Raw genomic sequence first — 24,943 nt, 5'->3', positions numbered from 1 at the left:
CCAATCAGCAGTCATAAAGTCTAAAGTTTTAACACATCGAACAACAGCTGTATAGCCATATGTATTCTAATAACAAACTGAACTTATTTAATTAAATTCAATTGTTGTTAATTAAACAAAAGACAAATTTAAACAACATTCACTTATCAACAACTACTAAAATTGATCCTTTACAAATTATCTTACAACTTAAATAAAACTTAAAAGAGCTCCTTAAACAAGGAACTCTTCTTTTAAAAGTAAATAATTAAACCCATTTAGGTCATAATATGACATCTATCAATTAATCCTCATTAGACAATGGTTCAATCTGATCAATGTATCTTTCTATAGATCTCATTAACGCAGATACCTCATTAAGATTGAAAACGGCAGACTCCACTTTGTTAAGAGAAGTTTCTGCATTGCGCCATGCCTCCCTGGACAAATTTGCTGACAAATGAATATCTTGTCTTAGTGAGCTAACTCGATTTGAATTATTTTCTAATCTATTGATAATAGCTTTTCTTAAAGCTTCTTTTGATTTCTCAAATAAGTCCTGTGCCAATTCTATTTCGCCTATTGCATTTAAAATGCTAGCTTGACAAGCTTCAAATTCAAACAATTGAGAATATAATTGATTTGAAAATTTATTTAAATCCCGTATTTTATTCTTATTTCCACTGCTTATATTCTTTGATTTCAGCAAATTTATCTTATCTTTGAGTCTTTCCATCACATGAAAAATATTGATTTTTAATTGCTTATATTCATCTAGAAGCTTATTTGCCCCATTGAGCATTGCTGGGAATTCATTATTCTTAATGATATTCTCTACCTCTTTAATTTTCTTGTCTGCGTCTATTTCTTCATCAGTGATTGGTACCAAATCCTCTTTTCTTATTGTTATCTTCTCTTGATATTTTTCTTCATAAGAATATGGAACTAGATTCACTGAAGACTCAGCAACAGGTAGTTCTATGGAGTTAGGATAAACAACTTGGTTCATTTCTAATCTCCCTTCAATATACCCCCCAACATAGTCAATAACATCTCCTTGATCTCCTTGTATATTTATACCTCCTCTTACATTTTGATCTTCCTTTAAAGAGTTTGCTTCTTGATGTATCGATACACCAGCACTTTTATCTAAAAGTGCTGCTTCTGTATGATCTCTCAATTCATTAGTACTTTCATCTAAAAGTCCTGTTTGTAATTTATCTAACAACTCATTAACAGTATCTATTGTGCTTTCATATAAACGTCCTGCGCTTGCTTGGTCTAGCAACCTATCAAAAGCACCGAAACCACAAGAAAAAAAACAAAATGATATCAATATCGCTAAAATAATCTTATTCATCACTCCTCCTGGTTAAAAAATTAATTAACTATTTAGATAATAACAACAATATATACCATTTAAATCAAATGCCAAAAAACTCCACAAATATAAATTCTTTTACTTTGAACTACTCGACACAAAACTACCTTACACCAAGGTTACATCTAACTGAAAAAATTACTTCATATACAAAATGATATGATTAAATCAAATAAACAAATAAAGAGAGAATTAAATTAAGTCTAAATATTTATTATTAAGCATATGTACACATTAATAAATATATGGAAAACCCAAATAGAATCTTTAAGTGACAACAAAAGCTAAGAGGATTACGCTCTTAGCTTTTTATTTATTGACTTTATTTTTTCAGTTACTTACTTATATAATTAAAATTAATCTTATAATAGTACTTTGGAAATTTATTTTAAGACTCACTAGATTTCTTAGCAGCAGGTGCAGGTGTTGTAAGCTCATTGATTGCAGATTCTAATAAAGTTGAAACAGAACCCATTAAGACTTTAACTGATTCTTTTAACCCAAGAAGTTCAGTAGCTCCCTTAGTTTTAGTAGTATTATCTGTTTTTATGGCTTCCTTTGCATGAGCATCAGTAGCGCCTTCTTTACCCAAATCGCTATGTTCTCCTTTTATCTTATTTAAGAATAATCTGCTCTTACTATTAGCATCATTAACCTTTGCCTTCAATTCATCAGAAAATTTAGATGCTTCTAGTCCTAATGCCTTCAATTTATTTTCTATAGTCAATGCTATTTGAAATGCTCCTGCGATCAATGTACCATTATGGTTAGCCTCAGTAGCTAAAGTGTCGCTATTTTGTATTTTCTTTCCAATAGACTCAGCAAGTTCATCTATTGATTTAACTAGAACTTCTACTTCTTTAGCAGCTTCCGCAAAAGCAATAGTTCCTTTTATCTTTTCACTTACTTTTGCTAGATCAATCACTGTTCCATCAGATCTAGATGCTTGGCCTTCCTTTATACCACCTGAATTATTACAAGATATAAATAAAAATAAAGTCATCAATATTGCACTTAATGCATTCTTGTTCATTATAATGTGCCTCCTTAATAATCCATAATTATAATGCAATAATATTACTTTTCAAGTTTTTTATAAAAAATTTCATGCAATAAGCATCTTATCAATATATACATATTGATCTAAACAAGAAGTTTGACCAAATACAAAATTACACTCAAAGTGAATGATATATTTTTCATATTTCTATCACATCACAAAAAACTTTATTAATTGAAAAAAGAGTCAATCATAAATAAGAGTTAAATTTTATGATCCCAAAATGCCTAACCTTGGACTATAATTCTGAAAGACGAGATAAACATCGACAATAAATCAAATCCTCAAAATTAATGATATAATTCTTAATACTAATTAAGATACTTTTTGTGTTCTCATCAATCATAAGCTTATATAATAACTAGTTCATATAACAGTTACTTTCTAAGCAAGATCAGTGTTAAGACTATAAACAAAGTCCCCCACCCTCAAGAAAAAAACAAACACACCAAATAAAGTATACACTCAACACTATATTTAAGATCCAAGTGATACACATGGAATTAAAATTGAAACAAGAAAATTAATTATACACAAATTTAAGCCTATGTACTTAACTTAAACCATGACAAAATGACAAAGGCTACTTAATGTAGCCAACCTATTATTCTAATCAAACAATAAGAGTGAGACTTCAAATCTCAGTCTATAAAATAATTATAGACTATTTTGTCTTTTTGTAAAGTCTTTTTTAAAAGTTTTTATATTATTTGGATAATATTAGAAAAAAAACCTACTATTAGAACTTGGTATTTTATCAAATCAGTATAAATATTTAATTGCAATACATTAAGTGCATTGTATTTTTAGATTGTTATACCTGTTGCGCATCTTGTTAAAAAAACCTTTTTCTCTCTTGTATGTTTCTTCAAGTAAAAAACTAGCAAACTTTATATTGGCTTTATAAAAATGGAAACTTTCTTCGTCATCAAGTTGAAATTTCAAGGGTCTTAAAGAGTTATCACCACTTTTACTAATAGTAATATTGTTATTCTCTAATACCTTAAGTGCGTAGTCTACTCCTCTACTTAAAATTAAATCGTAATCAATCTTCCCGCTATCAATTCCTTTTACTAACTTAATGTACCTATATATAGAAGTTTTCGCTATTTTGTAACTCCTGATAAAAGCTGTAAAACTTTTATATCCATCAAGAGCATAGTATTTACTTTCGTTAATCTCTTTCAATATCCTAGCTGTCTCTATCTTATTATAAGCTTCCTCTTTTATCAGAATCTTAAGTTTTTCTTTTAATGCTAAGTACCTCTCTTCTCTTACTTTGTTTAAAGACTTTATATTATAAACTTCAGGATCAATTCTTCTAACTATCTCGATTTTTTTGTTCTTATTCATCTCATACCTCATTGAATCAGTTCCATTTGGAACGTTCAGTTCCAAATGGAACGTTCAGTCATCACCAATCCTACTTAAAAAGTTTTCCAAAATTTCTTTATAGGCCTTGTAATAGCCTTCACTTGGATTAAATTTAGATCTATGAAAAATGGTTTTCCTTAAATTATCTCGCCTTGGAACACTTCCTAAGAAGTTTTCTTTGTACTCGCTCTCAATAAATTCCTTTAATTCCTTGTCTATTTTCTGTCTTTCGACTAAGTTAGTTATTAAGTAAAAAGTTGGCAATTCATTTCTAAATATATCTCTTAGCCTGTCAGTTATCAGGTCTATACTCTCAATTGCCCACTGGTCAGTCGGCAAAGGAACGATAAGGTAGTCAGTGATTATTAAACTATTGTTAAGTAAACTTCCTAAATTGGGAGCTGTGTCCATAATGATGAAATCATATCTGTGTTGTATGTAACTTAAAAATATCTTAAGCAGACTCTCTTTCAAAGATACATTTTCTTCATTGAATTTACCTAAGGTTAGGTGACTTGCTATAAAGTCAAGATTGTTATTGATTTTAATTACTGAGTTTTCGATATCCTGTTCTTTTTTTAGCACTCTGTATATATTTACTTTTCTTATGTCTATAGACTGGCTTCTTATAATGTTAATGTAAAAACTTGTACTACTAGCTTGCGGATCTAGGTCAATTAATAGTATTTTGTACTTTTTACTTGAAAGAATTTCGCTGAAGAACAAAGATGTTGTACTCTTTCCAACACCACCTTTAATTGATGCTATAGTAATTATTTTTGGTTTTCTTTTATCCATTTTAATATTCCTTTGTCTTCGAGATATTCTTTTCCATAGAATTGGTGAACTTTTCTCTCCAATCTTAGTGTTCTGTCTAACAGAGAATTGTAGAAAATTTTTTCCTTGTTTTTTGCTTTTAATAGTGTGTGTAAACACCTAAGGTAGCAAAAAACACTTCCTTTTTTAAACCTGAACTCGATATAAGAGATTTTTGTTATTTTGGATGTCTTTTTTGTGCTGTTTTCCTCATATTTTATGATAAATGGTCTCGGTAGTCTTTTGAGTCCATAATAAATCCCTATAAATTCATCTCCTTGTCTTATGTGAAACAAATGTAGGCTTTCGTATTTGTTAGGATTAAAAACGTTTCTGAAACACAACCAGAATTTGCCCTTATTTGGTCTTGCTTCAAAGTTGTTTATCATACTGAATATCTTGGTGTGATATATTCTTCTGTAGTCTTTGTCTTCTATTTTTTTAAAAAAGTTTTTACTTTCCTTATCTAGTTCTAATTTTCTTGCCATTAACTTTGCTTTTAGAGTGTATATTGCCTTTTCCATCTTGTTCTTACTTTCCTAAATAGAAATTAACAGTTCCTTTTTCATTATTTCTGTTATTAGCTCACTAGCTTTTACTATTCCGTTTGGATTGTCTATGTAATTCATTTTTGGTTTTATTATTCCCTTTTGATCTTGGTATGAGTTTTGTAATTTGGTTTTATTTTTGTATTTGAACTCTCTTACTATCTCTTTAAAGTCTGTTTTTGCATTTCTTTTTGACATAAACCATATTTTGTTTCTTTTTTCTCTGAGTTTGATTTTGAAGAAACTTACAGCGTCGTTTTCTTCATATTCCTGAAGTTCTTCCATGAAGTCTTTTAGATTCCATAGAGTGTTTTTATAGCTTATTTGGTTTTTTACAGTTTTTCTCATTTCATTCAGGTCCTTTCTACTCACCTCTTTATATCTTTGCAATATAGTTTTCTCTAGATGTTTTTCTTTGCTTTCTAGATCTTTTAAGCTAGAATTCTTATGTTTAATATTTTTACTTTTTACCTTACTTAAAAGATGTGAAAGTGTCTGATGTGAAATTTTGAATTGTTGGTCTTGTTCTTTCAGTTTGTCTTTTTTAATAGCATTGTATCTTGCTTGATCTATGTTTTTTCCTCTTTTGATGAAGTAGGCTTTGCTTATTGCTTTATTAGCTATTTTTTCAATAGCTTTATTTATTATGTAGTAAGTGAAACTACCATTGTTTTTTCCAAGTGGATTGAAGTTTATTTTTAACAAACCGATTTCCTCAAAGTTTTTAATGTCGCTTTGTATAGTTCTTCTTGTTACTGTTTTAAATCCTTTTTTTTCTAAGATTGAATTTACCATGATTACAACATTTCTTAAAGAATATCTTCTCTTATTTCTAAAATAATTGTGCTGCAATTTTTGAATTACCCAGAACACCTTTAGTCTTCGATCTACTACTTTGTTAAATGGCCTATTACTGATCTTTTCTTGTCTCATCTTAAACCCCCATCGTTTGATTTTTATCTTTAAAGTACTAATAATATTTTAATTAAATGTTGAAAAAAAGTAAAGTTTTTAAATAATACATTTATACTTTAAATTTATTGCACATTGTTTTATTCTCATATTCGTAAAACTGCATTTTTGGATCTTTTGTGTTTGATAATAGTCATATCTTATTGTGGGGGTATTTGTGAAAATAGTTTGTAAAATTTTTTTACCTTTCATTTTTATCTTTTATTCTTGTAATTTTGATAATGTATCGAGATTTGCTATTCCTTTAGAGGATGCAATAGAATTGGAAATTTCAGGTTATGAGTATTTGGGTGATAATAAATTTAAAACTTACGTTCATTATAAAAATTATTTTGATTCTGTTAAGGATATTGACGGTTATTCTTATTACTTTATATTGGATAAAAACATTGAAAGTATTGTTATGCAGATAATTTTGTATTCGAAAGTAGCAGGTTTATTGGATTATAAATTTGGGTTTCTTTTTGATTTTGGCTTGAAGTTTGATTTTTTCAATGTTATTCTTCCCGATGCATTTGAGTTTCAAGTTAAAGAAATCGTTAAAAGTGGGATTGCCTTAAACAGTGATTTTTGTATAGAAAATAATAAACAAGTTACTACTGATACTTTTAATTTGGGGCATATAAAAGAGATTAACCGTGAATTTGAGCTTAGAAATCATAAAGATGATGTTAATTCAAGTACAAGTGAACTTATATACTTTACGGGAAGTTGTAAGTATTCTACTTTAAGAGAGGCGTATATTGTTCTCTATTATTATGTTTTTAAGTCTATTGAGAGATTTATGCAGCAATAGGATTTTATTGATATTTTCTTGTTATTATAAACTTTGTTTGAACATGTGATTAATAAATTGTTTTTTATTTTGAAGTTGATAGTAGCCTGAAGATATGTTCTTATTATTTTTTCTTGCTATAATTTGTTTAGTATGGCTTTAAAAGTTAATATAAAAAAAGATCTTGAGTTCTTTAGAAAGAATCTGGAAGAAATATATGTTAAGTATTTGAAATATGAGATTTCATATTCCAAATTAAATAAGAGCTTAAGTGTTCTTGCCGATAAACATAAAAGTATTCTTTTAAGAAAGGACAAGTTTACTAATCTTTCAATTATATTAAATCTTTCTAAAACTCGTAAAATAGTAAAGGAATATATCAATCTTGCAGTTATTGAGGAAATAAGACAAAAAAATAAACTTTTGTTTTTTTGGGTGCCTAAAGAAGTAAAGGCATTATCTAATATTGATATAAAAGATTTATGTAAAATTGAGGAGTTAATGGTTGCTAATGGTATTTTAGGTAGAAAGGTATATTTTGAGTCTTTCCTGAGTTTGTTTAGAAGTCCTGAATGGTTAAATAGTTATTCACATCATTATAAGATCTCAAAAATTAATAGTTATAGAAGAGAGCAGATATCGGTTAAGATAAACTTAAAAACTTATATTGAGATAATAAATATCTTGTTGACTCAAAAAAGAGATGTCAGATTAAAGTTTTATGGAATATTAATGGCAACAGGACGTCGTCCTGTTGAAATAATGAAGGTATCTAAATTTTATGTTGAAGATAGTGAACATATTCTCATGAAACATATTGCAAAAAAGAAAGAGCATAATTTAGTTCACGAAATTGTTTTTCCTACTTTTGCTGATTCTAAGTTAATTATTGATTCAATAGAAGAGGTGAGGTATATGGAGAGGACAGAAAAACTTTCAAAGGAAATTATATCTTCAAATCTTTCTTATAGTTATAATAGATTATTTCGTAAGATTTTTGAAAATATATTTGAACCTGAAGAGTCAGTTTATTTTTGTAGAAGGCTTTATAGTAGATTTTCTTATCTCGCATTTGCTCCAAAGAATATGGAGCTAAATTTATGGATAACGACTGTTTTAGGACATGAGCATGATGATATAATAACGGCTTTTCATTATAATCGTTATGTATTAGAGAACTTGGATGAAAATGCTGATATTGATTTATTGAGATTGATTAAAAGACGTATATATGCTTATGTTAGGAGAAAGACAACGTATTCTGTTATTACTATGAAGAGATTAAATGTATTGATAGAAGAGTGTCATATTATGGACGATAATTATTCTAGGACTTTGCATGTAATTAAGGATCTAATGATAGAAGATGGTGTAGAGGAGTTGGAAATGTTAAGGGGTCTTAATGTTAGAATTCGTAAGGCTTTCAAGCAAAAATATGGTTATAATTATAACTATGCAAGGCTTGGTGAGTATTTAGCCATAATTTTTGGATATGCTGTTTAAAAATATTGTGAAAAGTTAATTTTATTTTTATTTATTTTTGTGTTTGGTGTTCATTTTAATTAGGCGAGGGCGTTTTATACCTTGATTTGTAGTATATTGTTTAATTGTATGGATACAGGATTTCTTTATTTCTTTAAGAAGGTACTCAGTGCCAGTGATAATAAAACGATTTATATTTCTTATCTTTATGATAGTTTGGTTTCAATTGAGCCGATGAATGATTGGTTGAAGGTTGATTTTAGAGACTCTAAGAGAGGCAAGAAATATTTTTTTCTTTTTAAAAGAAGTAAATTGAATGGAGAGTTTATCTCTTGTAATTTTTTGAAGACAGAAACTAACTATGGGCTTGATATTAAGTTTTCTGATGGAAATCTAAATATCTTTTGTAAAGATAGAAAGTCATTAGAGTTTTTGAAGTTTAGAGTTGAGCGTTTCTTTAAATCTAGTTCAGGAATTCTTGACTTTGCAAATAAGGGTAGTGGTAAAGTAAAAATTGGTAAGATGAGAATAGTTGGAAATAAGGTTGATAAGAGTATTAGTAATAAGAACTGAAGTCCTTGAAATTGAAAGGATATTTTTCATCTAAGAGTTTTTTTTCAATTTTTTCAATCTTTGAATAACCATTGCCTTTTTTGAGTGTGTTTTCAAATAATTCAATTTGTTCTTTGTTATTAAAAAAGGCTATTATTTCAACTTTTCCATCATCCAGGTTTTTGACAAATCCTTTGATTTCTATTTTGTTTGCTATTTGTTCTGTAAATGCTCTAAAGCCTACCCCTTGTACTTTCCCAGAAATTAAGTATTGGTATTTATGCATAACTTTATCCTTTTTTGTAAAATATAAGAGGAGAGATTTTAAAATACCGCTCCTCTTATTGGTAATTTATATTCTTAGCTTTTTTTAGGCAGTTATTCAAATTTTATCCATTTCCATTCTGATATTATCAGATAATCCTCCAAATATAATCTGGATGCCATTTCCTTTTTTAAGCATTCCGCTTGCTCCAATAGATTTAAAATAAGTGATAGACTTTACTAGTTCTGTTTTATCAACATTTATTCTTAATCTTGAGGCACATGCATCAAGATATGTAATGTTGTCTTTACCTCCAAGTCCTTCTAATACTTTCCTAGCAATTTCTGATATTCCTGTTTTTTGTGAACTTATTTTTGATATTTCTTCTACGTCTTCACGTCCTGGTGTTTTTAGATTGAATTTTATAATTGCAAGTTTGAAAATATAATAGAATCCTATGAAATAAAAGATACCAATTATAGGAATAATTATCCAATTTGTTTTGTTGTTTCCCTGTAATATGCCAAATAAGAACATATCAATAAATCCGCCAGAGAATGTTAATCCAACCCCAATATTAAAAACATGTGCTAATAGATGGGCTAGTCCAAATAAGGGTACATATATAAGATAGTAAAGAGCAGGAGCTGCAAAAAGGAATGAAAATTCAATGGGTTCTGTTATTCCTGTTAGCATAGATGTGAATGCAGCTGATAATAATAGAGAAATCGTGCTTTTTTTATTTTCTTTTTTTGAGGTGTGATACATGGCAAGAGCAGCTCCAGGTAGTCCAAAAATCATTACTATAAATTCACCACTAAAAAAACGTGTTCCTCTTGCAACCTCAAAGTGTACAGTATTGGGATCTGAGAGTTGTTTGAAGAATATATTTTGTGCTCCTGAGATTAGTTCTCCATTGATTTCCATTGTTCCACCTAAAGATGTTTGCCAGAATGGCATGTAGAATATGTGGTGAAGTCCAAAGGGTATTAAAGATCGTTTTATTGCCCCATATGCAAATGAACCAAAATATCCAGATTGTGCTATAATATTTCCGAACGAAGTCATCATTCCTTGAATAAATGGCCAGATACATGTTAAAATTATTCCTACTATAAACATAGTAATTGTAGTTATGATGGGAATGAATCTTGATCCTCCAAAGAATGCTAAAAATGTTGGTAGTTGGATATTATGTAGTTTGTTGTGAAGCATTACTGTAATAAATCCTGCTACCACTCCTCCCATTACGCTCATTTGAAGGGAAAAAATTCCAAGTACATATGTATATTCTTGGCTCTTTGCAATTGCCTCTGCTTCGGGGGTTCCAATTGCTATTAGTGCTTCTGCATTTACAGTTGAGGGATTAATATTTTGGATAGATAAGATTCCATTTATAGCTTGATGCATGACTAAAAATCCTACAACTCCAGCAAGAGCTGCTGTTCCTTTTTCGGCTTTTGCCAGTCCAATTGGGATTGCTACTGCAAACATTAGAGGTAGGTTTGCAAAAATTACTTCACCTATGCCTTTCATTAACAATAGTAGTGAACTTGCTGGTGTGCCCTCTCCAAGTATTGCTTCAATTCCGTAAGCTTGAATCATTGTTTTGTTGGTAAGTGCAGCACCGATTCCTAATAAGATCCCAGCTATTGGCAGGAGAGCTATTGGTAACATAAAAGCTTTTCCCACCTTTTGTAATGTTGTAAATGTAGATTCTGATGATGTTGACATAACATTTCCTCCCTTAAATTGTTGTTAAATTTAATATAATTAACATTTTTAATTATATTATGTAATTAATATTAACAATATTTGTTGATATTGTAAATAAATTTAAAAACAAAATTATTTATTGTTGAGATTTATAATTCTTTTGTGATTTTCTCTATTTCTATGTTGATATTGTTTAATAAAATATCAAATATGATTTTTAATCCTTTATCTTCTCTTGTAATGCCTTTTCATAATGAATGATTTAAAATAAACAGTCATTTTTGATAAGATTGATGTTGTATCCTTTAACTTTTAGTTTTATAATGCAGATACTGTTGGATTTAATTTTAGTAATTCTTTCAAGGGCTTTGGTGGTTTTGGTTGTTATTCCTCTTAACTTGTTAAGTATTTTTTTGATCTTGCTTTTGTAGTAGTTATTCCATCGTTTTCTTTTATTTGAGTTGGAGGTTAAATTTGGTTATGGCCTTGAATATAAAGAAGTAATATATCCCAATATGTAGAGTATGTTTATCCAACGTGTTCTTTCATTTTTTTGGAGTATCTCGTAAAGGATGTAGTTAATATAAATTTGTATAAAAATAAACATTATTTTCGTCGTAATACATCTTTAAAGGATGTATCAGTATGAATTCCATGTTATATGTGAGGACTTTAAATCCAAAAAATAAAAACGATATATTTATATATTTTTCAACCCGGAATCTTGTTACATTTGTAACTTCAAAGTGTCTTGAAAAATTCGGGTTTTTAAGTTGTTGTGGTGATTGGGACAAATCTTGATCTTCTAAAAAACTGTTAAATATTGAGGGAATTTAATGACGTAGTCTTTATTGTGAGGATATGTGTCAATAAACCTTGAAATCATATCTTTGAGTCCTCTTATCTTCAGAGTATACATTTGTAAATGATTTATCAAGTAGGTGTTTCATTAATTTCTATTGTTATTAAGTATGCAGGGTGAACCATTTCGGCAGTTTATAAGAGTGCTATTTATGGCTTTTGCATAGGAATCTACTTCTACCAGTAGGGACTCCAAAACCCTTCTCTATATTGGTAAGACCAATAGATGTTTCTAATAGGAATATTAATGGTAACTTTTCAATACCGTAACTAGTGTCTTTTATGATCGTTAAAAGGATGTTTAAAAGGAGTGTGTTGTTTTGAAATGTTTTTAAGTCTTTAATCTTTACTCATTGTTTCATTTTTGAACATACCATCAATTTCTGGTAAAAGCCTAGTTAGTAGCATAAAAGTCTTGCCAATTTTTTTGCAAAATAGCAAATTTATTTGCAGTGGTAACGTGATAAGTTTTCCTTGTATTTGCTTTTTAAATATGGTTAATATTAATTAACTTGATTAATATTAACCATATTTAAATCAATAGTAATGATAATTTAATTGTATTTAGTATATTTGTAAAGTTATTGACTTTATTTATTCTATAATAGTGTTTAGGTACTTATAGATTTCGCTGTCTTTGGGAGTATAGTCTGATGGTAATTTTTTATTTAAGTCTCTTATATATGGATTTGCTCCTTTTTCTATAAGAGATTTTATAAAGTTAACATCGTATCCGTTAATTATGGCATTGTGAAGGGCAGTTTTGGATTTCTGATCTATTAAGTTGATGTTGAAATCTTTTGACATTGCATAATTTATTATGTTCTTTGCTTTTGAGTTCACTGCGTGAGTAAATATGGGACTTCCGTCAGATAATATTGTGTTTAATGAAAACGTGTTTGGATTTTTTTCTAATAAGATTTTAAACTCGTCTAGGTTATCATTATTTACTAATATGCTTAGTTTGTGTTTTTCTTCGATGTATGTTTTGTATCCATTTTTAGTTTTAATACTCTTTAAGAAATTATCTTTATTCTCTTTTAAATCTATATAATAAGGAATTGTATCAATGTTGTTTTTATAATAATCAATTGCAACTCGAGTATTTTTTGAATCAAGATAGTAAACATTGATTGTTTCTTTGAAATAATGATTATTATCATCTTTGATGATATCGAATTTAACTTTATTTTTTTGGTACTCTCTAAATGGAATTAAGTTGTAGTTTTGATCATAAAATAATAAGTCTGTTATTGTACCATTTATATCTTTGCGTATGGGAATGATATTTCCATTCTTGTCGACGCTTATATCTGATATTTTGTTATTTGAACTAGGCAATTTGTATTTGTTATACATTGGCAAAATTTTTTCTTCTAATTTTGCAATCCTGTTTCTAATTTCTGTATTCATTGCTTTAGTGTAGGCGTTATAATTTTTTATGATATCGGTTAGTGATTTGTTTATTCTTTTTGAGTATTTTTCAAAGCTAGCATTAAATATGGTGTTTATTGGTGTTAATTTTGACATTAATTCCATTTTGATTGGTTCTTGTAATCCTGATAGGTATGTTTTTAAAAATGTTACATTGATTTTGTGTATTCCACAAAAATCTTCTTGAAATTCCTGGAAATTGTCTAATAATTGTTTTTCTGAGAAATAATGGGATAAGTTAGAAGTGGTTATAAAAAGTATAAATAGTGTCAAGTAGTATAGAAAGTTGAACTTTTTCATCTTGTTCTTGATAGTGGTTCTTAGATTTTTGTTAAAGATAGTGAAGGAAGTTATCCCTATAATAATATATCCGAGATACATAAATATTTTGCTCAGTGCATAATAGCTCATTTTATTTCCTTTAGGTCAATTCTTTACACTATTATATCAAAGCAGATCTGTTTTTATTTACTGTATTTTATGAAAAAATGTAGTAAGAGGATTATATGCGTTTCTTTTTAGATTTTTGTGTGTTTTTCATCCTTTTATTTTTAAGTTGTTCTACAATTTTATTAGATGAATCTTCTGAAGGAAATCATTTAGATTTATTAGCTTTAAAAGCTTTAATGGCGTATCCTGAACTTAAGATTTCAAATTCTGTTTTGAAAAAGTATGCAAATTTGAATGACTCTTTTAAACATAATTTTGATATCTTGAAAGGAGATCAGGAGAGTTTGGTTTATATTTCTGAATCTAGTTATAATGATAATATTGAATATATTAAGGCTCTTTACTTATATAATCAAAGATTATATAAAATTATCTTAGCTTATAGTATAGTTCAAGGTGAATCTTTTAAGTTTGAAGTTTTACGTTATTTAAATAATAATATTAAAGAGAAATTTCCTTTAAGAATTAATTTCCCTTCTTATAGCATATGCATAGATGATAGGCTTTGGATTGTGGTTAGAAAAATTTTTTTTCATATGCTTGTTCAGGATAAAAATGCTTTAATTATTGCTAAACGAAAGCTGGAAAGTATACTTGAAAGCTTTTCCAAATAGTAAATTTTTTATTCCAGTTCTTTGAAGCTTTTTTTTATGCTTTCTTTTCTTGTGATTTCTCTTTTTTCTAAATCTATGGCTATTGATTCTTTTAGTTGATCTACATTTTGAAGTAAAAGATCTTTGGATCTTGTTTTGTCTATTTGTTTTACTTTTAGTTTCTTTTTTATCTTGCTTTCTTTCTCAAGCCTGTGAATCTCATTAAGCATGCTTAACTTAAAGTGTATTATATTTTCAGATACTTGAAATTCTTGTGCCATCAGTTTTTGAGGGTACTTTATTAATTTATATTGAGGTACTTTTAGTTTTAAAGTAGTAGTTGGAATTAATAGGTTTGTTGCAAATATATTGGCTTCTATAGTCATATGGTTATCTTGAGTATTAATTGTTTCTGTTCTTTTGGATGGGTTAAAGACTTGATATTTATGCATTAAGTAATGACCGAGTTGTTGTGCTATTGCAAATCTTTTATTCTGTAGATTCATTGTTTCGTTTATATATATAGCTCTTTTATTTGGTTTAATATATCCGGCAAAGTTTTTGTATTTGTCTTCAAATGCAATTTCAAATACTTTGAGTCCCTCTCCTATTGCAATCTTTATTATTGGTACTGGGATGAGTAGTACCGCATATTTTGATATTATGTAATCAGAGTAAATATAAGGGGTTTTAATATATAAGTTAAAATTGTTCGATTTCATTCAATATAAACATTCTCCTTATCATATTTTATAATATAATTTGATTATGAGATATAGTTTTTGTTTATTTGTCTTTTTTTTTTCATGTAAGACCTTGAGTGTAGAGGAATTTTTGGATGAAAAATTTGACAAAATAGAGAGAGTTAATTACTTACTTTATTTTTATCCAAATAGTCAAATCTATATCAGAAGAGATAAATTGACAAATAATTTTTCTGTGTTTTTAAATGTTGTTTTAGCTTCAGAGTTAAATTTTGATGGCGGTTATTTGAAATTAATTCAAGATGATAATTATATTGGTAATGTTAAGATTTCCAGGGTGGTGAGTATTGGAAAGTTAAGGTTCTTATATGTTGATATTGATAAAAACAATGCTGATCTTATTTTGAAAGCTCTTAAGCCTTACAGAAGCTTATCTTTTGTTTTAGATGATGATTCTTATCAAGTTTGGACTAGGGAAACTTTTAAATATGATGCCAGATTTATTGATGTTGATTTTAAGAGTACTCGGGATACGCTTAAATATGCACTTGAAAATAATATTTTATAGTAATTATAGTAAGTTTTATTATTTTATAAGGATCTATGGTAATTAGGAGATGAAATTTAATAGTGGATATATTATCTTTTTTTATTTTGTTTTTTTGATGTTTTCTTGTGCAACCATTGATCTGGGGAATATTGGTGGGTTCAATAGGGCTTCAAAATATATTAGATTGATTTTAGATAAAAGTAAAGTTTCTCTAAGGCATTATTTTACTATTTCTGGCAAGTTTAATTTAAGATATAAGGAACCGTTGTTCTTGCAATGTGGTAATGGCATAGTGGCTTCGTTTTTGCTTAGGCGTTATAGGAAAATTGACAATGAATATATTCAGACTTTCTTTAGTGTTGGTAAGGATGTTTCTTTAAAAATATATTTAGAGCTTGTTAAGAACAGGAAATTTTTTATTGTAAACAGTTCTGGTGAGGTTCTTAAAACCATTGTTTTCTCTAATTTGCCTGATAATGAAGATATTTTACTTCAAAATAATAAGATTATCTGAGACATATGTTTTTTATTTTTAATTTAATTTTTTCTTTTTTTTGATGAATTTTTGAAGATTAACTATAATCGATTTAAACGGGAGGAAATTTATTTTGCAAATTGTAGGTATGAATACAAGTTCTAAAGGTCTGTAATTATTCAATTAATTGATATCAGGAGGTTAGTTTAAGTTTATGTATATTGCCATAAGGTAGTTTTTTTGTGTTTTGTAATTTTAATATTAATTATTAAGGATAGTAGCATTAATTTTGGTTTTCTTATACAATGAGGGTTTCTTGGGAGGAGGAATTGTTTTTTGAGTAGAGTTAGACAGACATTAATATCTCAGATTAGGGATAATAGTATTGATTATAAGACAGAGATTGTAGCTGGGTTTACAACGTTTCTAAGCATGGCATATATAATAGTTGTTAATCCTTATATACTTTCTCATGCAGGGATGCCTGTAGGAGCATTGGTAACAGCAACATGCTTAACAGCTGGATTTGCTACTATTTTTATGGGGGTTTTTGCTAATATTCCTTTAGCTTTGGCTTCTGGAATGGGAATTAATGCATTCTTTGCATTTTCTGTTGTTAAGGGTATGAATATACCTTGGGAAGTGGCTTTGGGCGCTGTTTTTATTGAAGGCATTATTTTTATAATTTTGTCTTTATTAGGAGTACGTGAGAATATTGTAAATGCTATACCAATAAATTTACGATGTGCTATTACTGTTGGAATAGGCTTGTTTATTGCTTTTATTGGTTTTGTTAATAGTGAAATTATTGTTAGAGACGATTCTACATTAATTGGGCTTGGGAATCTTATAAATTTAAAAGTTTTTCTTACTTTGTTAGGGATTATTTCTATATTAATTTTTGAGCTTAAAATGGTTAGGGGTAGTATACTATTATCAATTTGTATAACTACTTTAATAGCATGGTGTTATGCTTTCTTTGATAGGGAAGCTGCTTTGAGTGTGGGGATTAAATTACCAGATGCTTTTTTAAGGTATGATTCAATTGCGCCTATATTTAACAAGTTGAGTTTTTCTTATGTGTTAGGTGAAAATTTTTGGAATTTTGCTTTTATAGTCATTGTTTTATTGTTTAATGATCTATTTGATACTGTTGGAACTTTGGTGGGTGTTGCTTCAAAAGGAGATTTGGTTGATAAAGAGGGTAGAATACGTGATGCTGATAAAGTGTTCCTAGTTGATGCTATTTCTACCACTTTTGGAGCAATTATGGGTGTTTCTCCTGTAACTACTTATATTGAAAGTTCTACGGGTATAGTTGAGGGTGGTAAAACGGGATTGACATCAGTTGTGACAGGTATTTTGTTTTTATTGGCGGTATTTTTTGCTCCTTTGTTTGTTGCTGTTCCTTCTAGTGCGACTTCAGCTGCTTTAATATATGTAGGGTTTTTTATGTGTAAAGAGATTGGAAATATAGATTTTTCAAATGTGAGAGAAGCTATTCCTAGTTTTTTGATATTATTTTTGATTCCTTTGAGTTATAGCATAGCTTCAGGGATTGGAATTGGGATAATTTTCTATGTAATTATAAGTGTATTGTATAATTTTGTTACCAAAGATAGTGTAAAAATATCCCCGGCTATACTTTTATTATTTTGGATTTTTATTTTAAAATTAATATTTTCTCATTAAATTGTTTGCTCTATTGACCCGAAACAATAGAGCAAACAGCGATTTTATATTCTATGTATTAAAATTAGTTGTATTTTTTTATTAAATCACCTTTTATTATTTCTTTAATATTGTTTTAATATAATTTTCTATTTGTATCGGCTATTATTGGCGTTTTAAAATTATTAGAAAGCTGTTAATTTTAGTTATGTTATTATTTTATGTTAAGATCTAATTTAAGAGATTTCCTAATTTAATAAGTAATGTTAATTTATTCTAAGTATTGTGTTGTTGTCTGTAGTAATGGGGGTGGGGGAGGATAATCTTTATGAAAGAATATTTGTTTGTCTTTTCAATTTTAAGTTTATTATTCATTGCTTGTGAGTATAAAGGCAGTGTTAAATTAAAGTAGGCAATGTAAGTGATAAGTGCATTGTAAAGATGATTAAAACTGTATTGGCTACTAGTTTTTGAAATTGATATCTTAATGTCTTAGGATAAAAATGGTAGGTCATTATTTTTACTGAAGTTATGATATTACTTGACAAAGATTGATATAAGATTGTACCTTTTTACTATTTTTTCTTGTAGTTATTTTTTTAGAAAAGCTTATAGATGTTGAAAAGGTTATTATTCTTTGAAGGGAGTTATTAGTTATTAATGTATGAGAAAGGGCTTATATAGCCCAACATAGAGGTTTTGGTTGTGTCTACTGATATTTATTTTCATGTATATTATTACCCTTTTAAAGTGAATGTTAGAGTGATTGGGCAAAATGATAGATATGAATCGAAATTACAACTAGCTTTATTGGAAATATTGTTTTTTTATTGATTTAGTCTAATAATTTAAAAATGAAAAAGAGTCAAAATCAAAAATTCCCTTGTCATTTATCTTTAAGTGAGGAACTACTGTTAATGACATGAAAGATAAGGTCATTAACGGAGAATCTAAATTGGAACCTAAAACATTCTTACAGAAGTTATTTAGTTGAATATATTTCCAAGCGACTTCCTTGGGTGGGAGTGTGCTCATTAAACCTGCAATTGGTAGGTTTAACAGTAAAGTGTTTTCATTGTTTAAAGCACATAAACCCCCTTTATTCTCTATAATAATATTTGCTGCTTTGCATAGATATTCGTCACTAGTACCAAGTACTATGATGTTGTGAGAATCATGGGCAATTGTGCTTCCAATAGCTCCATTTTTTAGGCTGAAATTTTTTATAAATCCTATTGATACTTTGTTTTGACTATTGTATCGATTTATTACTGCTATTTTTAAAATATCTTCGCTGATGTTAGATTCAAAATCTGGAGCTAATAGATTACTGTCAATTATTGTTTTTTGAGTAATAATTTGGTTATTAATGCAGTTAATTATTGGTATGCTTTTATTTTGTGTAGAGAATTTAAAATCTAAAACGGATTTTTTGCTGCAGTTGAAATTGTTTATGGGATTTTCATTTAGTAGTGGGATATATGATTTACCGTTGTCAAATACTAATTTGCCATTTATATAGGTCTTATCTATTTTGAATGTTTTTAGGTCTTGAGTAATGATGAAATCAGCTGGATCACCAACTCGAAGTAATCCAACCGGGATTTTATAGTGTATAACAGGATTAATGCAAGCTATTTTTAAAACGTCAAATAAATTATGACCATGCTTTATGGCCTGCGCAACCATTGAGTTTATATGTCCGTTAAGTAATATATCAGGGTGTGCATCATCGAAACAGAACATTAAATGGTCTCGGTATTTTCCTGAGTATTCGCTAATAAGGGGATGCAGAGCTTCAAAATTTTTAGCTGCACTTCCTTCTCGGATTAAAATTTTCATGTTTAAGGACAATTTATATCGTGCATCGTCGATTGTTGAGCATTCATGATCGGTACTAATTCCTGAAGATACATACTTTAAGACTTCTTCCTGCGTTAATCCGGGTGCATGTCCGTCAACTACTTTGTTACGCTTTAAAGCGGAATGAATTTTATTCATTACTTTAGGATCTCTATTAAGTACACCAGAACAATTCATCATTTCAGATAGATAGTAAATATCGTCTAGTGCCAGTAGTTTATCTACATCTTTATCATCTAAGATGTGACCGGAAGTTTCAAAATCTGAGGATAAAGTTGGTATGCAAGAGGGTGCACCAAAAAAAATTTTAAAGTTAATCCTCTTAGAATTCTTCATCATAAAATCAATACCGTCCATACCATTAACATTTGCTATTTCATGGGGATCACTTATTGTAGATACGGTACCATGTTGAACGACTAAATGAGCAAAATGTGATGGAATAAGCAATGAGCTTTCTATATGTATGTGAGAATCTATAAATCCTGGTAGTACGTAGTCTTTTAAATGGTCATTAGTTCTTTCTATGTTTGAAACGATTCCATTCTCGATTGTAATATGAGAAGGGTAAATTTCTTTATTCAATATGTCTATGTAGTTTGCTTTAATTAGTAGTGAATACATTATTTATCTTTCACGATAGGTCTTTTTTTATAATATGTTATGTTAATATTAACATATTTACATTTAAAATTTCTACTAAAATTTATTGATACTTTTGTTTAATTTTTGAACGTTGAGGTGTATGCTTAAAAGCAACCTTAATGTATGCAATGTATGCTGAATTTGTGAAGTCTAACTATAAATTATGTTTTATTTTTTATAATTTTTAGTTAAATGTTATTTAAATATTAAGTTATTTAAGATTGTTAATAACAAGTTAAAGGTTTTATTTATAGTTGGTTTTTCAATCTTTTCTTTGGAGGGGGGGGGGGGGAGAATTTTATTTGTATATACAAACTTATATATAAACAGGTTTAATAAAAAGATTGTAATATGTTTAATTTGGATCTTATTAATGTATAGTTCTATAAGATTTATAGTATTTCTGTTGAGTTCCTATTGTATCTAATGTAGTTCTTATGTTAAAGTCAATATTAAGGAATAAATAGAGTATGTTTTGTTTATTTCAATTGAAAAATCCGAAAAAGGTGTTAAGTATTACAGTTATTAACATATATGTATATATTGGGTTAATTAAGGAGTCTTAAGTTTGATGTGTAGTCATAAATTAATATTTAGGTTGTTAATTTGTTTATTAATTTTTTCTAATGGATATGCTGTTGCGAGTGAAAATAGCAGTATTTTAATAGTATTTGCCATGGATTCTGAAGCATTAGCGCTTAATAAACTTATGTCTCGTAAAAAAGAAGTGGTATTAAAAGATTATGGACTTAATAAGAAGATTGTTAAAGGTAAAATATCTAATCGCAATGTTATTTCAGCTGTTGTAGGGATTGGAAAGGTTAATGCAGGTTTATGGACTAGTTATCTTTTATCAAAGTATAATATCAGTCATATAATTAATTGTGGAGTTGCTGGTGGAGTGATTAATTCTAAGGTAAGGGATCTTAATGTAGGAGATGTAGTGGTATCTTCAGAGGTAGCTTATCATGATTTTGATTTGATTAAATTTGGACATAAGGTTGGACAGGTTCCAGAATTGCCACAGAGATTTAGTAGCGATAGAAATTTACTTGAAAAAGCTTTAAAAGCGATTAAAACAAAGCTTAAAGGTGTTAATGGATATTCAGGATTAATACTATCAGGGGATCAATTTATTGATCCATCTTATTTGACAAAGATTGTAGCAAACTTTGAAGATGTGGTAGCAGTAGAAATGGAGGGTGCAGCAATAGGACATGTTGCTCATATCTTTAATGTTCCTTTTCTAGTTGTGAGATCTATATCTGATATTGTGAACAATGAAGGTAATGAAGTTGAATACAATGAATTCCTGAAGTTGGCAACAGTGAATGCAGCTGTAATGGTACAGGAGATTTTGAGATTACTTTAGTTAATACTTTATTTTATATTGCTGAGTAGTTAATTGAATTTTTAAGTTAATTGACACAAATGTGTTTCTTAGCGGGATATTGGAAGGGGATATCTTATATAAGTTAACCAATATTAATCTTGTTAATTTATATATTAAGAGTAGTTAATTAACAAGTCAAGTGTATTTTTGCCTGTATTGTTTTAAGGATTATCAATATAGAATTTTGTCTTGTTTTGTTAAAATATTGCATAAGCAGTAGTTTTGATTGTTAAGGTTGATTAAATTGTTTTTTCAAGTTTATGGAATAAAACTAATTTTTTAAGGACTTTTTGGTGAGTGATAATGCAATTATTGTGCTAGATTTTGGCTCTCAGTATAGTCAACTGATTGCAAGAAAAATTAGAGAGATAGGTGTTTATACGAAGGTCATTGCGTATTCTATTTCTGCAGAAGAAATTAAAAATATGCATCCTGTAGGGATAATTTTGAGTGGAGGACCTGCCTCTGTTTATCTAGATGGAGCTCCTACTGTTGACATTGGGATTTTTAATTTAGATGTACCGATTTTAGGCATATGTTATGGGATGCAATTAATTATTAAATTATTTGGTGGCTTAATTTCTAAGTGTGAGAAGCAGGAATTTGGGAATACTGAACTATTTATAGAGGATAATCAGTCTAATTTATTTGCAGGACTTTCTAATAACTTAGAAGTAATGATGAGTCATGGAGATAATATTGAAAGGATTCCAATCAATTTTAAGCAAATAGCTTATACTAAAAATTGTGTTGCAGCTGTATTTAATGAAGATCAAAGAATTTATGGATTACAATTTCATCCTGAGGTGACTTGTTCAGAGGTTGGAAATCAGATACTTAAAAATTTTGTTTTGAGCATTTGTAAAGCTAAGGTTAACTGGAATTTAAGTAATAGTATAGACAATTTTGTAGAGAAAATAAAACTTCAAGTGGGTGATAAGAAAGTAATTTTGGGACTTTCTGGTGGAACAGATTCTCTGGTATGTGCATTGCTTATTAATAAGGCAATAAAGGGTAATTTAATATGTGTTTTTATTGATACTGGCTTGTTGCGCAGAAATGAGGTTAGGGAAATATTAGGTCTTAGTAAGCAGTATAATTTGAATATAAGAAATGTTAATTCCTCTTCAATATTTTTGAGGAGTTTGGAAAATATAGATGATCCTGAAGAGAAAAGAAAAACGATAGGGAAAATATTTATAGAGGTTTTTGAGCAGCTTTCCTTAGAGGATAAAGATGTAGAATTTTTGGCTCAAGGCACTATTTATTCGGATGTAATTGAGTCTGAGTCAGGGAATAATGTTTCTTTATCAAATATCAAATCTCATCATAATGTAGGGGGACTACCAGAGAAAATTAAGTTAAAACTCTTAGAGCCGTTAAGAGAGCTTTTTAAAGATGAAGTAATTCAATTAGGAATGCAATTGGGGATTAAAGAAAATGTTCTTTATAGGCATCCATTTCCAGGACCAGGATTGGCAATAAGAATAATTGGCAAGGTCACTCGGGAGAAAATTGATATTTTACAGGAAGCTGATAGCATCTTGATAGAAGAGCTTTTTTCGAATAATTTGTATTATAAGATAAGACAAGCATTTGTAGTGTTATTGCCTGTAAGATCTGTTGGAGTAATGGGTGATAACAGAACATATGGCTATACAGCTGTTGTTCGATGTGTTAAAACTTTAGACTTTATGACTGCTGATTGGGTTGAATTACCTTATAATTTTTTAAAAAGAGTTTCTTCAAGAATAATCAATGAAGTCAGAGGCATAAATAGAGTTTGTTATGACATTTCTTCTAAGCCTCCGGCAACAATAGAATGGGAATAATAAAAATAAGGAGGATCGGATTGATAGAGAAAATAGTGAAAGAAGCGTTAACTTTTGATGATGTTTCTTTAGTTCCTAGAAAATCGTCTGTACTACCTAGTGATGTTGATTTAAGAACAAAGTTAACAAAGAATATATCTTTAAATATACCTTTTTTAAGCTCGGCCATGGATACAGTTACAGAAAGCCGAATGGCAATAGCTATGGCTAAAGAAGGTGGAATAGGAATTATACATAAAAATATCACCATTGAAGCTCAAAGAAAGGAAGTAGAGATAGTAAAGGCCCACTATCGGACTGGAATTATTAGGAATCCTATTACTATTGATGAAAATGCTAGTGTGCAAGAAGCTAAGCTGTTGATTGCAAAACATAATATTTCTGCGTTACCTATTACAGATCAAACAGGTAAAATATTGGGTCTAGTAACTAGTAGAGATATCAAATATGTTGAGGATAATGTTCCTTTAGTGAATGCGATGACGAGAAAATTAATTACAGCAAAGGAAGATATAACATTAACAGAGGCCAAAGAGATATTATTTAAACATAAGATAGAAAAGTTGCTGATTGTTGATGAATCAGATAATTTAAGAGGATTAATAACTTGTAAAGATATAGATCATGTAGAGCATCAAGAGTATTTTCCTAATGCATGTAAAGATATGAAAAATAGGTTAAGAGTGGGAGCAGCTGTTTCCATTGATATTGATGCTTTAGAGCGTGTTGAAGAATTAGTCAAAGCTGATGTTGATATAATTATTATCGATTCTGCACATGGACATTCTACAAGAGTAATTGAGCTTGTAAGGAGAATTAAAAGTAGGTATCCAAATTTGGACATTATTGCGGGTAATATAGTAACTAAAGAGGCAGCTATCGATTTAATTGATGCAGGAGCGGATTGTTTGAAGGTAGGAATAGGCCCAGGAAGTATATGTACGACAAGAGTTGTTGCAGGAGTTGGGGTACCGCAACTGACTGCAATTCATGATGTTTTTGAAGCTTGTAGGCATACAGATACTTGTATTATAGCTGATGGAGGAATTAGGTTTTCAGGGGATATAGTTAAAGCAATTGCAGCAGGAGCTGATAGTGTAATGATAGGAAATCTCTTTGCTGGTGCTCATGAATCTCCTTCAGAAGAGGTAATTTACAATGGAAATAAATTTAAAGTTTATGTTGGAATGGGATCTCTTTCTGCTATGGCTAGGGGGTCTAAATCAAGATATTTTCAACTTGAGACTAAAAACTCTTCTAGTAAGTTGGTTCCTGAAGGTATTGAAGGAATGGTTCCTTATGCTGGTAAATTAAAGGATATTGTATTTCAGTTAAAGGGAGGTTTAATGTCTGGAATGGGTTATTTGGGGGTGGGAACGATATTAGAGTTAAAGACAAAAGCTAAGTTTGTAAAAATAAGCCCTGCTTCTTTACGAGAAGCTCATGTGCATAGTGTTTTGGAAAATAAATAAATATGTATATCAATTTTAGAGGGTTTTCTTTTAAATCATTTATACTAATAACTTTTAAATATATTTAAAAGTTATTAGTA

The 24,943-nt window shown here is 29.0% G+C and carries 21 protein-coding genes; 10 read left to right on the top strand and 11 right to left on the bottom strand.

From position 1 onward, the window contains the following. Window positions 1-283: 283 nt before the first annotated feature. From N187_RS04765 to N187_RS04740, 6 genes are all read right to left on the bottom strand, one after another. Complete coding sequence (locus N187_RS04765) at window positions 284-1,339, bottom strand: P12 family lipoprotein (protein WP_025420048.1); 1,056 nt, start codon at window positions 1,337-1,339, stop codon at window positions 284-286. Window positions 1,340-1,748: 409 nt separating this feature from the next. Further along, on the bottom strand, window positions 1,749-2,393 hold the full coding sequence (locus tag N187_RS04760) for a Vsp/OspC family lipoprotein (RefSeq protein WP_025420049.1): 645 nt from the start codon (window positions 2,391-2,393) through the stop codon (window positions 1,749-1,751). An 816-nt stretch (window positions 2,394-3,209) separates the two neighbouring features. Next, window positions 3,210-3,773 carry a chromosome replication/partitioning protein gene (locus N187_RS04755; RefSeq protein WP_025420050.1) on the bottom strand — a complete coding sequence of 188 codons (564 nt, stop codon included), beginning with the start codon at window positions 3,771-3,773 and terminating at the stop codon, window positions 3,210-3,212. 54 nt (window positions 3,774-3,827) lie between these two features. Continuing rightward, window positions 3,828-4,592 carry a ParA family protein gene (locus N187_RS04750; protein WP_025420051.1) on the bottom strand — a complete coding sequence of 255 codons (765 nt, stop codon included), beginning with the start codon at window positions 4,590-4,592 and terminating at the stop codon, window positions 3,828-3,830. Then, a complete protein-coding gene (locus tag N187_RS04745; protein ID WP_084797407.1) occupies window positions 4,568-5,134 on the bottom strand; it encodes a DUF226 domain-containing protein in 567 nt (188 codons plus the stop codon). Before N187_RS04745 ends, N187_RS04750 begins: the two co-directional genes overlap by 25 nt. Window positions 5,135-5,149: 15 nt before the next feature. Continuing rightward, window positions 5,150-6,091, bottom strand: a complete 942-nt coding sequence (locus N187_RS04740; protein ID WP_025420053.1) for a plasmid maintenance protein — start codon at window positions 6,089-6,091, stop codon at window positions 5,150-5,152. 196 nt (window positions 6,092-6,287) lie between these two features. On the opposite strand from N187_RS04740, the gene N187_RS04735 reads away from it, so the two are divergent. The 3 genes from N187_RS04735 to N187_RS04725 all read left to right on the top strand — a co-directional run bounded on the left by N187_RS04735 (window position 6,288) and on the right by N187_RS04725 (window position 8,960). Then, window positions 6,288-6,926, top strand: a complete 639-nt coding sequence (locus N187_RS04735; protein ID WP_025420054.1) for a hypothetical protein — start codon at window positions 6,288-6,290, stop codon at window positions 6,924-6,926. Between the two features lie 132 nt (window positions 6,927-7,058). Then, window positions 7,059-8,408: a protelomerase family protein gene (locus N187_RS04730; RefSeq protein ID WP_025420055.1), complete on the top strand. Its 1,350-nt coding sequence runs from the start codon at window positions 7,059-7,061 to the stop codon at window positions 8,406-8,408. Between the two features lie 108 nt (window positions 8,409-8,516). Then, window positions 8,517-8,960 carry a hypothetical protein gene (locus tag N187_RS04725; RefSeq protein WP_025420056.1) on the top strand — a complete coding sequence of 148 codons (444 nt, stop codon included), beginning with the start codon at window positions 8,517-8,519 and terminating at the stop codon, window positions 8,958-8,960. On the opposite strand, the gene N187_RS04720 is transcribed toward N187_RS04725, so the two are convergent. The 3 genes from N187_RS04720 to N187_RS04710 form a co-directional block, all read right to left on the bottom strand. Next, a complete protein-coding gene (locus N187_RS04720; RefSeq protein ID WP_025420057.1) occupies window positions 8,944-9,225 on the bottom strand; it encodes an acylphosphatase in 282 nt (93 codons plus the stop codon). The genes N187_RS04725 and N187_RS04720 overlap by 17 nt on opposite strands. Window positions 9,226-9,321: 96 nt before the next feature. Next, window positions 9,322-10,938, bottom strand: a complete 1,617-nt coding sequence (locus N187_RS04715; RefSeq protein ID WP_025420058.1) for a PTS transporter subunit EIIC — start codon at window positions 10,936-10,938, stop codon at window positions 9,322-9,324. A gap of 1,437 nt (window positions 10,939-12,375) precedes the next feature. Further along, window positions 12,376-13,515: an ankyrin repeat domain-containing protein gene (locus tag N187_RS04710; protein ID WP_233275083.1), complete on the bottom strand. Its 1,140-nt coding sequence runs from the start codon at window positions 13,513-13,515 to the stop codon at window positions 12,376-12,378. A gap of 206 nt (window positions 13,516-13,721) precedes the next feature. On the opposite strand from N187_RS04710, the gene N187_RS04705 reads away from it, so the two are divergent. Further along, complete coding sequence (locus N187_RS04705; RefSeq protein WP_025420060.1) at window positions 13,722-14,279, top strand: hypothetical protein; 558 nt, start codon at window positions 13,722-13,724, stop codon at window positions 14,277-14,279. A gap of 8 nt (window positions 14,280-14,287) precedes the next feature. Here the strand turns inward: N187_RS04705 and N187_RS04700 are convergent, their stop codons facing one another. Then, on the bottom strand, window positions 14,288-14,980 hold the full coding sequence (locus tag N187_RS04700; RefSeq protein WP_025420061.1) for an ImmA/IrrE family metallo-endopeptidase: 693 nt from the start codon (window positions 14,978-14,980) through the stop codon (window positions 14,288-14,290). 112 nt (window positions 14,981-15,092) lie between these two features. Here N187_RS04700 and N187_RS04695 point away from each other — a divergent pair, with 112 nt between their 5' ends. The 3 genes from N187_RS04695 to N187_RS04685 all read left to right on the top strand — a co-directional run bounded on the left by N187_RS04695 (window position 15,093) and on the right by N187_RS04685 (window position 17,679). After that, the gene (locus tag N187_RS04695; protein WP_233275084.1) at window positions 15,093-15,530 is read left to right on the top strand and encodes a hypothetical protein; all 438 of its coding nucleotides are present in this window, start codon (window positions 15,093-15,095) and stop codon (window positions 15,528-15,530) included. Window positions 15,531-15,579: 49 nt separating this feature from the next. Continuing rightward, window positions 15,580-16,026: a hypothetical protein gene (locus N187_RS04690; RefSeq protein ID WP_025420063.1), complete on the top strand. Its 447-nt coding sequence runs from the start codon at window positions 15,580-15,582 to the stop codon at window positions 16,024-16,026. A 297-nt stretch (window positions 16,027-16,323) separates the two neighbouring features. Then, window positions 16,324-17,679 (top strand): NCS2 family permease, encoded by a 1,356-nt coding sequence (locus N187_RS04685; protein WP_025420064.1) that lies wholly within the window; start codon window positions 16,324-16,326, stop codon window positions 17,677-17,679. Window positions 17,680-18,498: 819 nt separating this feature from the next. Here N187_RS04685 and ade read toward each other — a convergent pair. After that, the gene (ade, locus tag N187_RS04680) at window positions 18,499-20,145 is read right to left on the bottom strand and encodes an adenine deaminase (protein WP_025420065.1); all 1,647 of its coding nucleotides are present in this window, start codon (window positions 20,143-20,145) and stop codon (window positions 18,499-18,501) included. A gap of 592 nt (window positions 20,146-20,737) precedes the next feature. On the opposite strand from ade, the gene N187_RS04675 reads away from it, so the two are divergent. The 3 genes from N187_RS04675 to guaB all read left to right on the top strand — a co-directional run bounded on the left by N187_RS04675 (window position 20,738) and on the right by guaB (window position 24,863). Further along, window positions 20,738-21,538, top strand: a complete 801-nt coding sequence (locus N187_RS04675) for a 5'-methylthioadenosine/adenosylhomocysteine nucleosidase (protein ID WP_075550367.1) — start codon at window positions 20,738-20,740, stop codon at window positions 21,536-21,538. A gap of 314 nt (window positions 21,539-21,852) precedes the next feature. Beyond that, window positions 21,853-23,391, top strand: a complete 1,539-nt coding sequence (gene guaA / locus N187_RS04670) for a glutamine-hydrolyzing GMP synthase (protein ID WP_025420067.1) — start codon at window positions 21,853-21,855, stop codon at window positions 23,389-23,391. Continuing rightward, window positions 23,382-24,863: an IMP dehydrogenase gene (gene guaB, locus N187_RS04665; protein WP_075550366.1), complete on the top strand. Its 1,482-nt coding sequence runs from the start codon at window positions 23,382-23,384 to the stop codon at window positions 24,861-24,863. Before guaA ends, guaB begins: the two co-directional genes overlap by 10 nt. The last annotated feature ends 80 nt before the right edge of the window (window positions 24,864-24,943 follow it).

The sequence above is a fragment of the Borrelia anserina Es genome, assembly GCF_001936255.1.
Taxonomy (GTDB): domain Bacteria; phylum Spirochaetota; class Spirochaetia; order Borreliales; family Borreliaceae; genus Borrelia; species Borrelia anserina.
The sequence above is the reverse complement of the archived record's forward strand: the minus strand, read 5'-3'. Positions and strand labels throughout refer to the sequence as shown.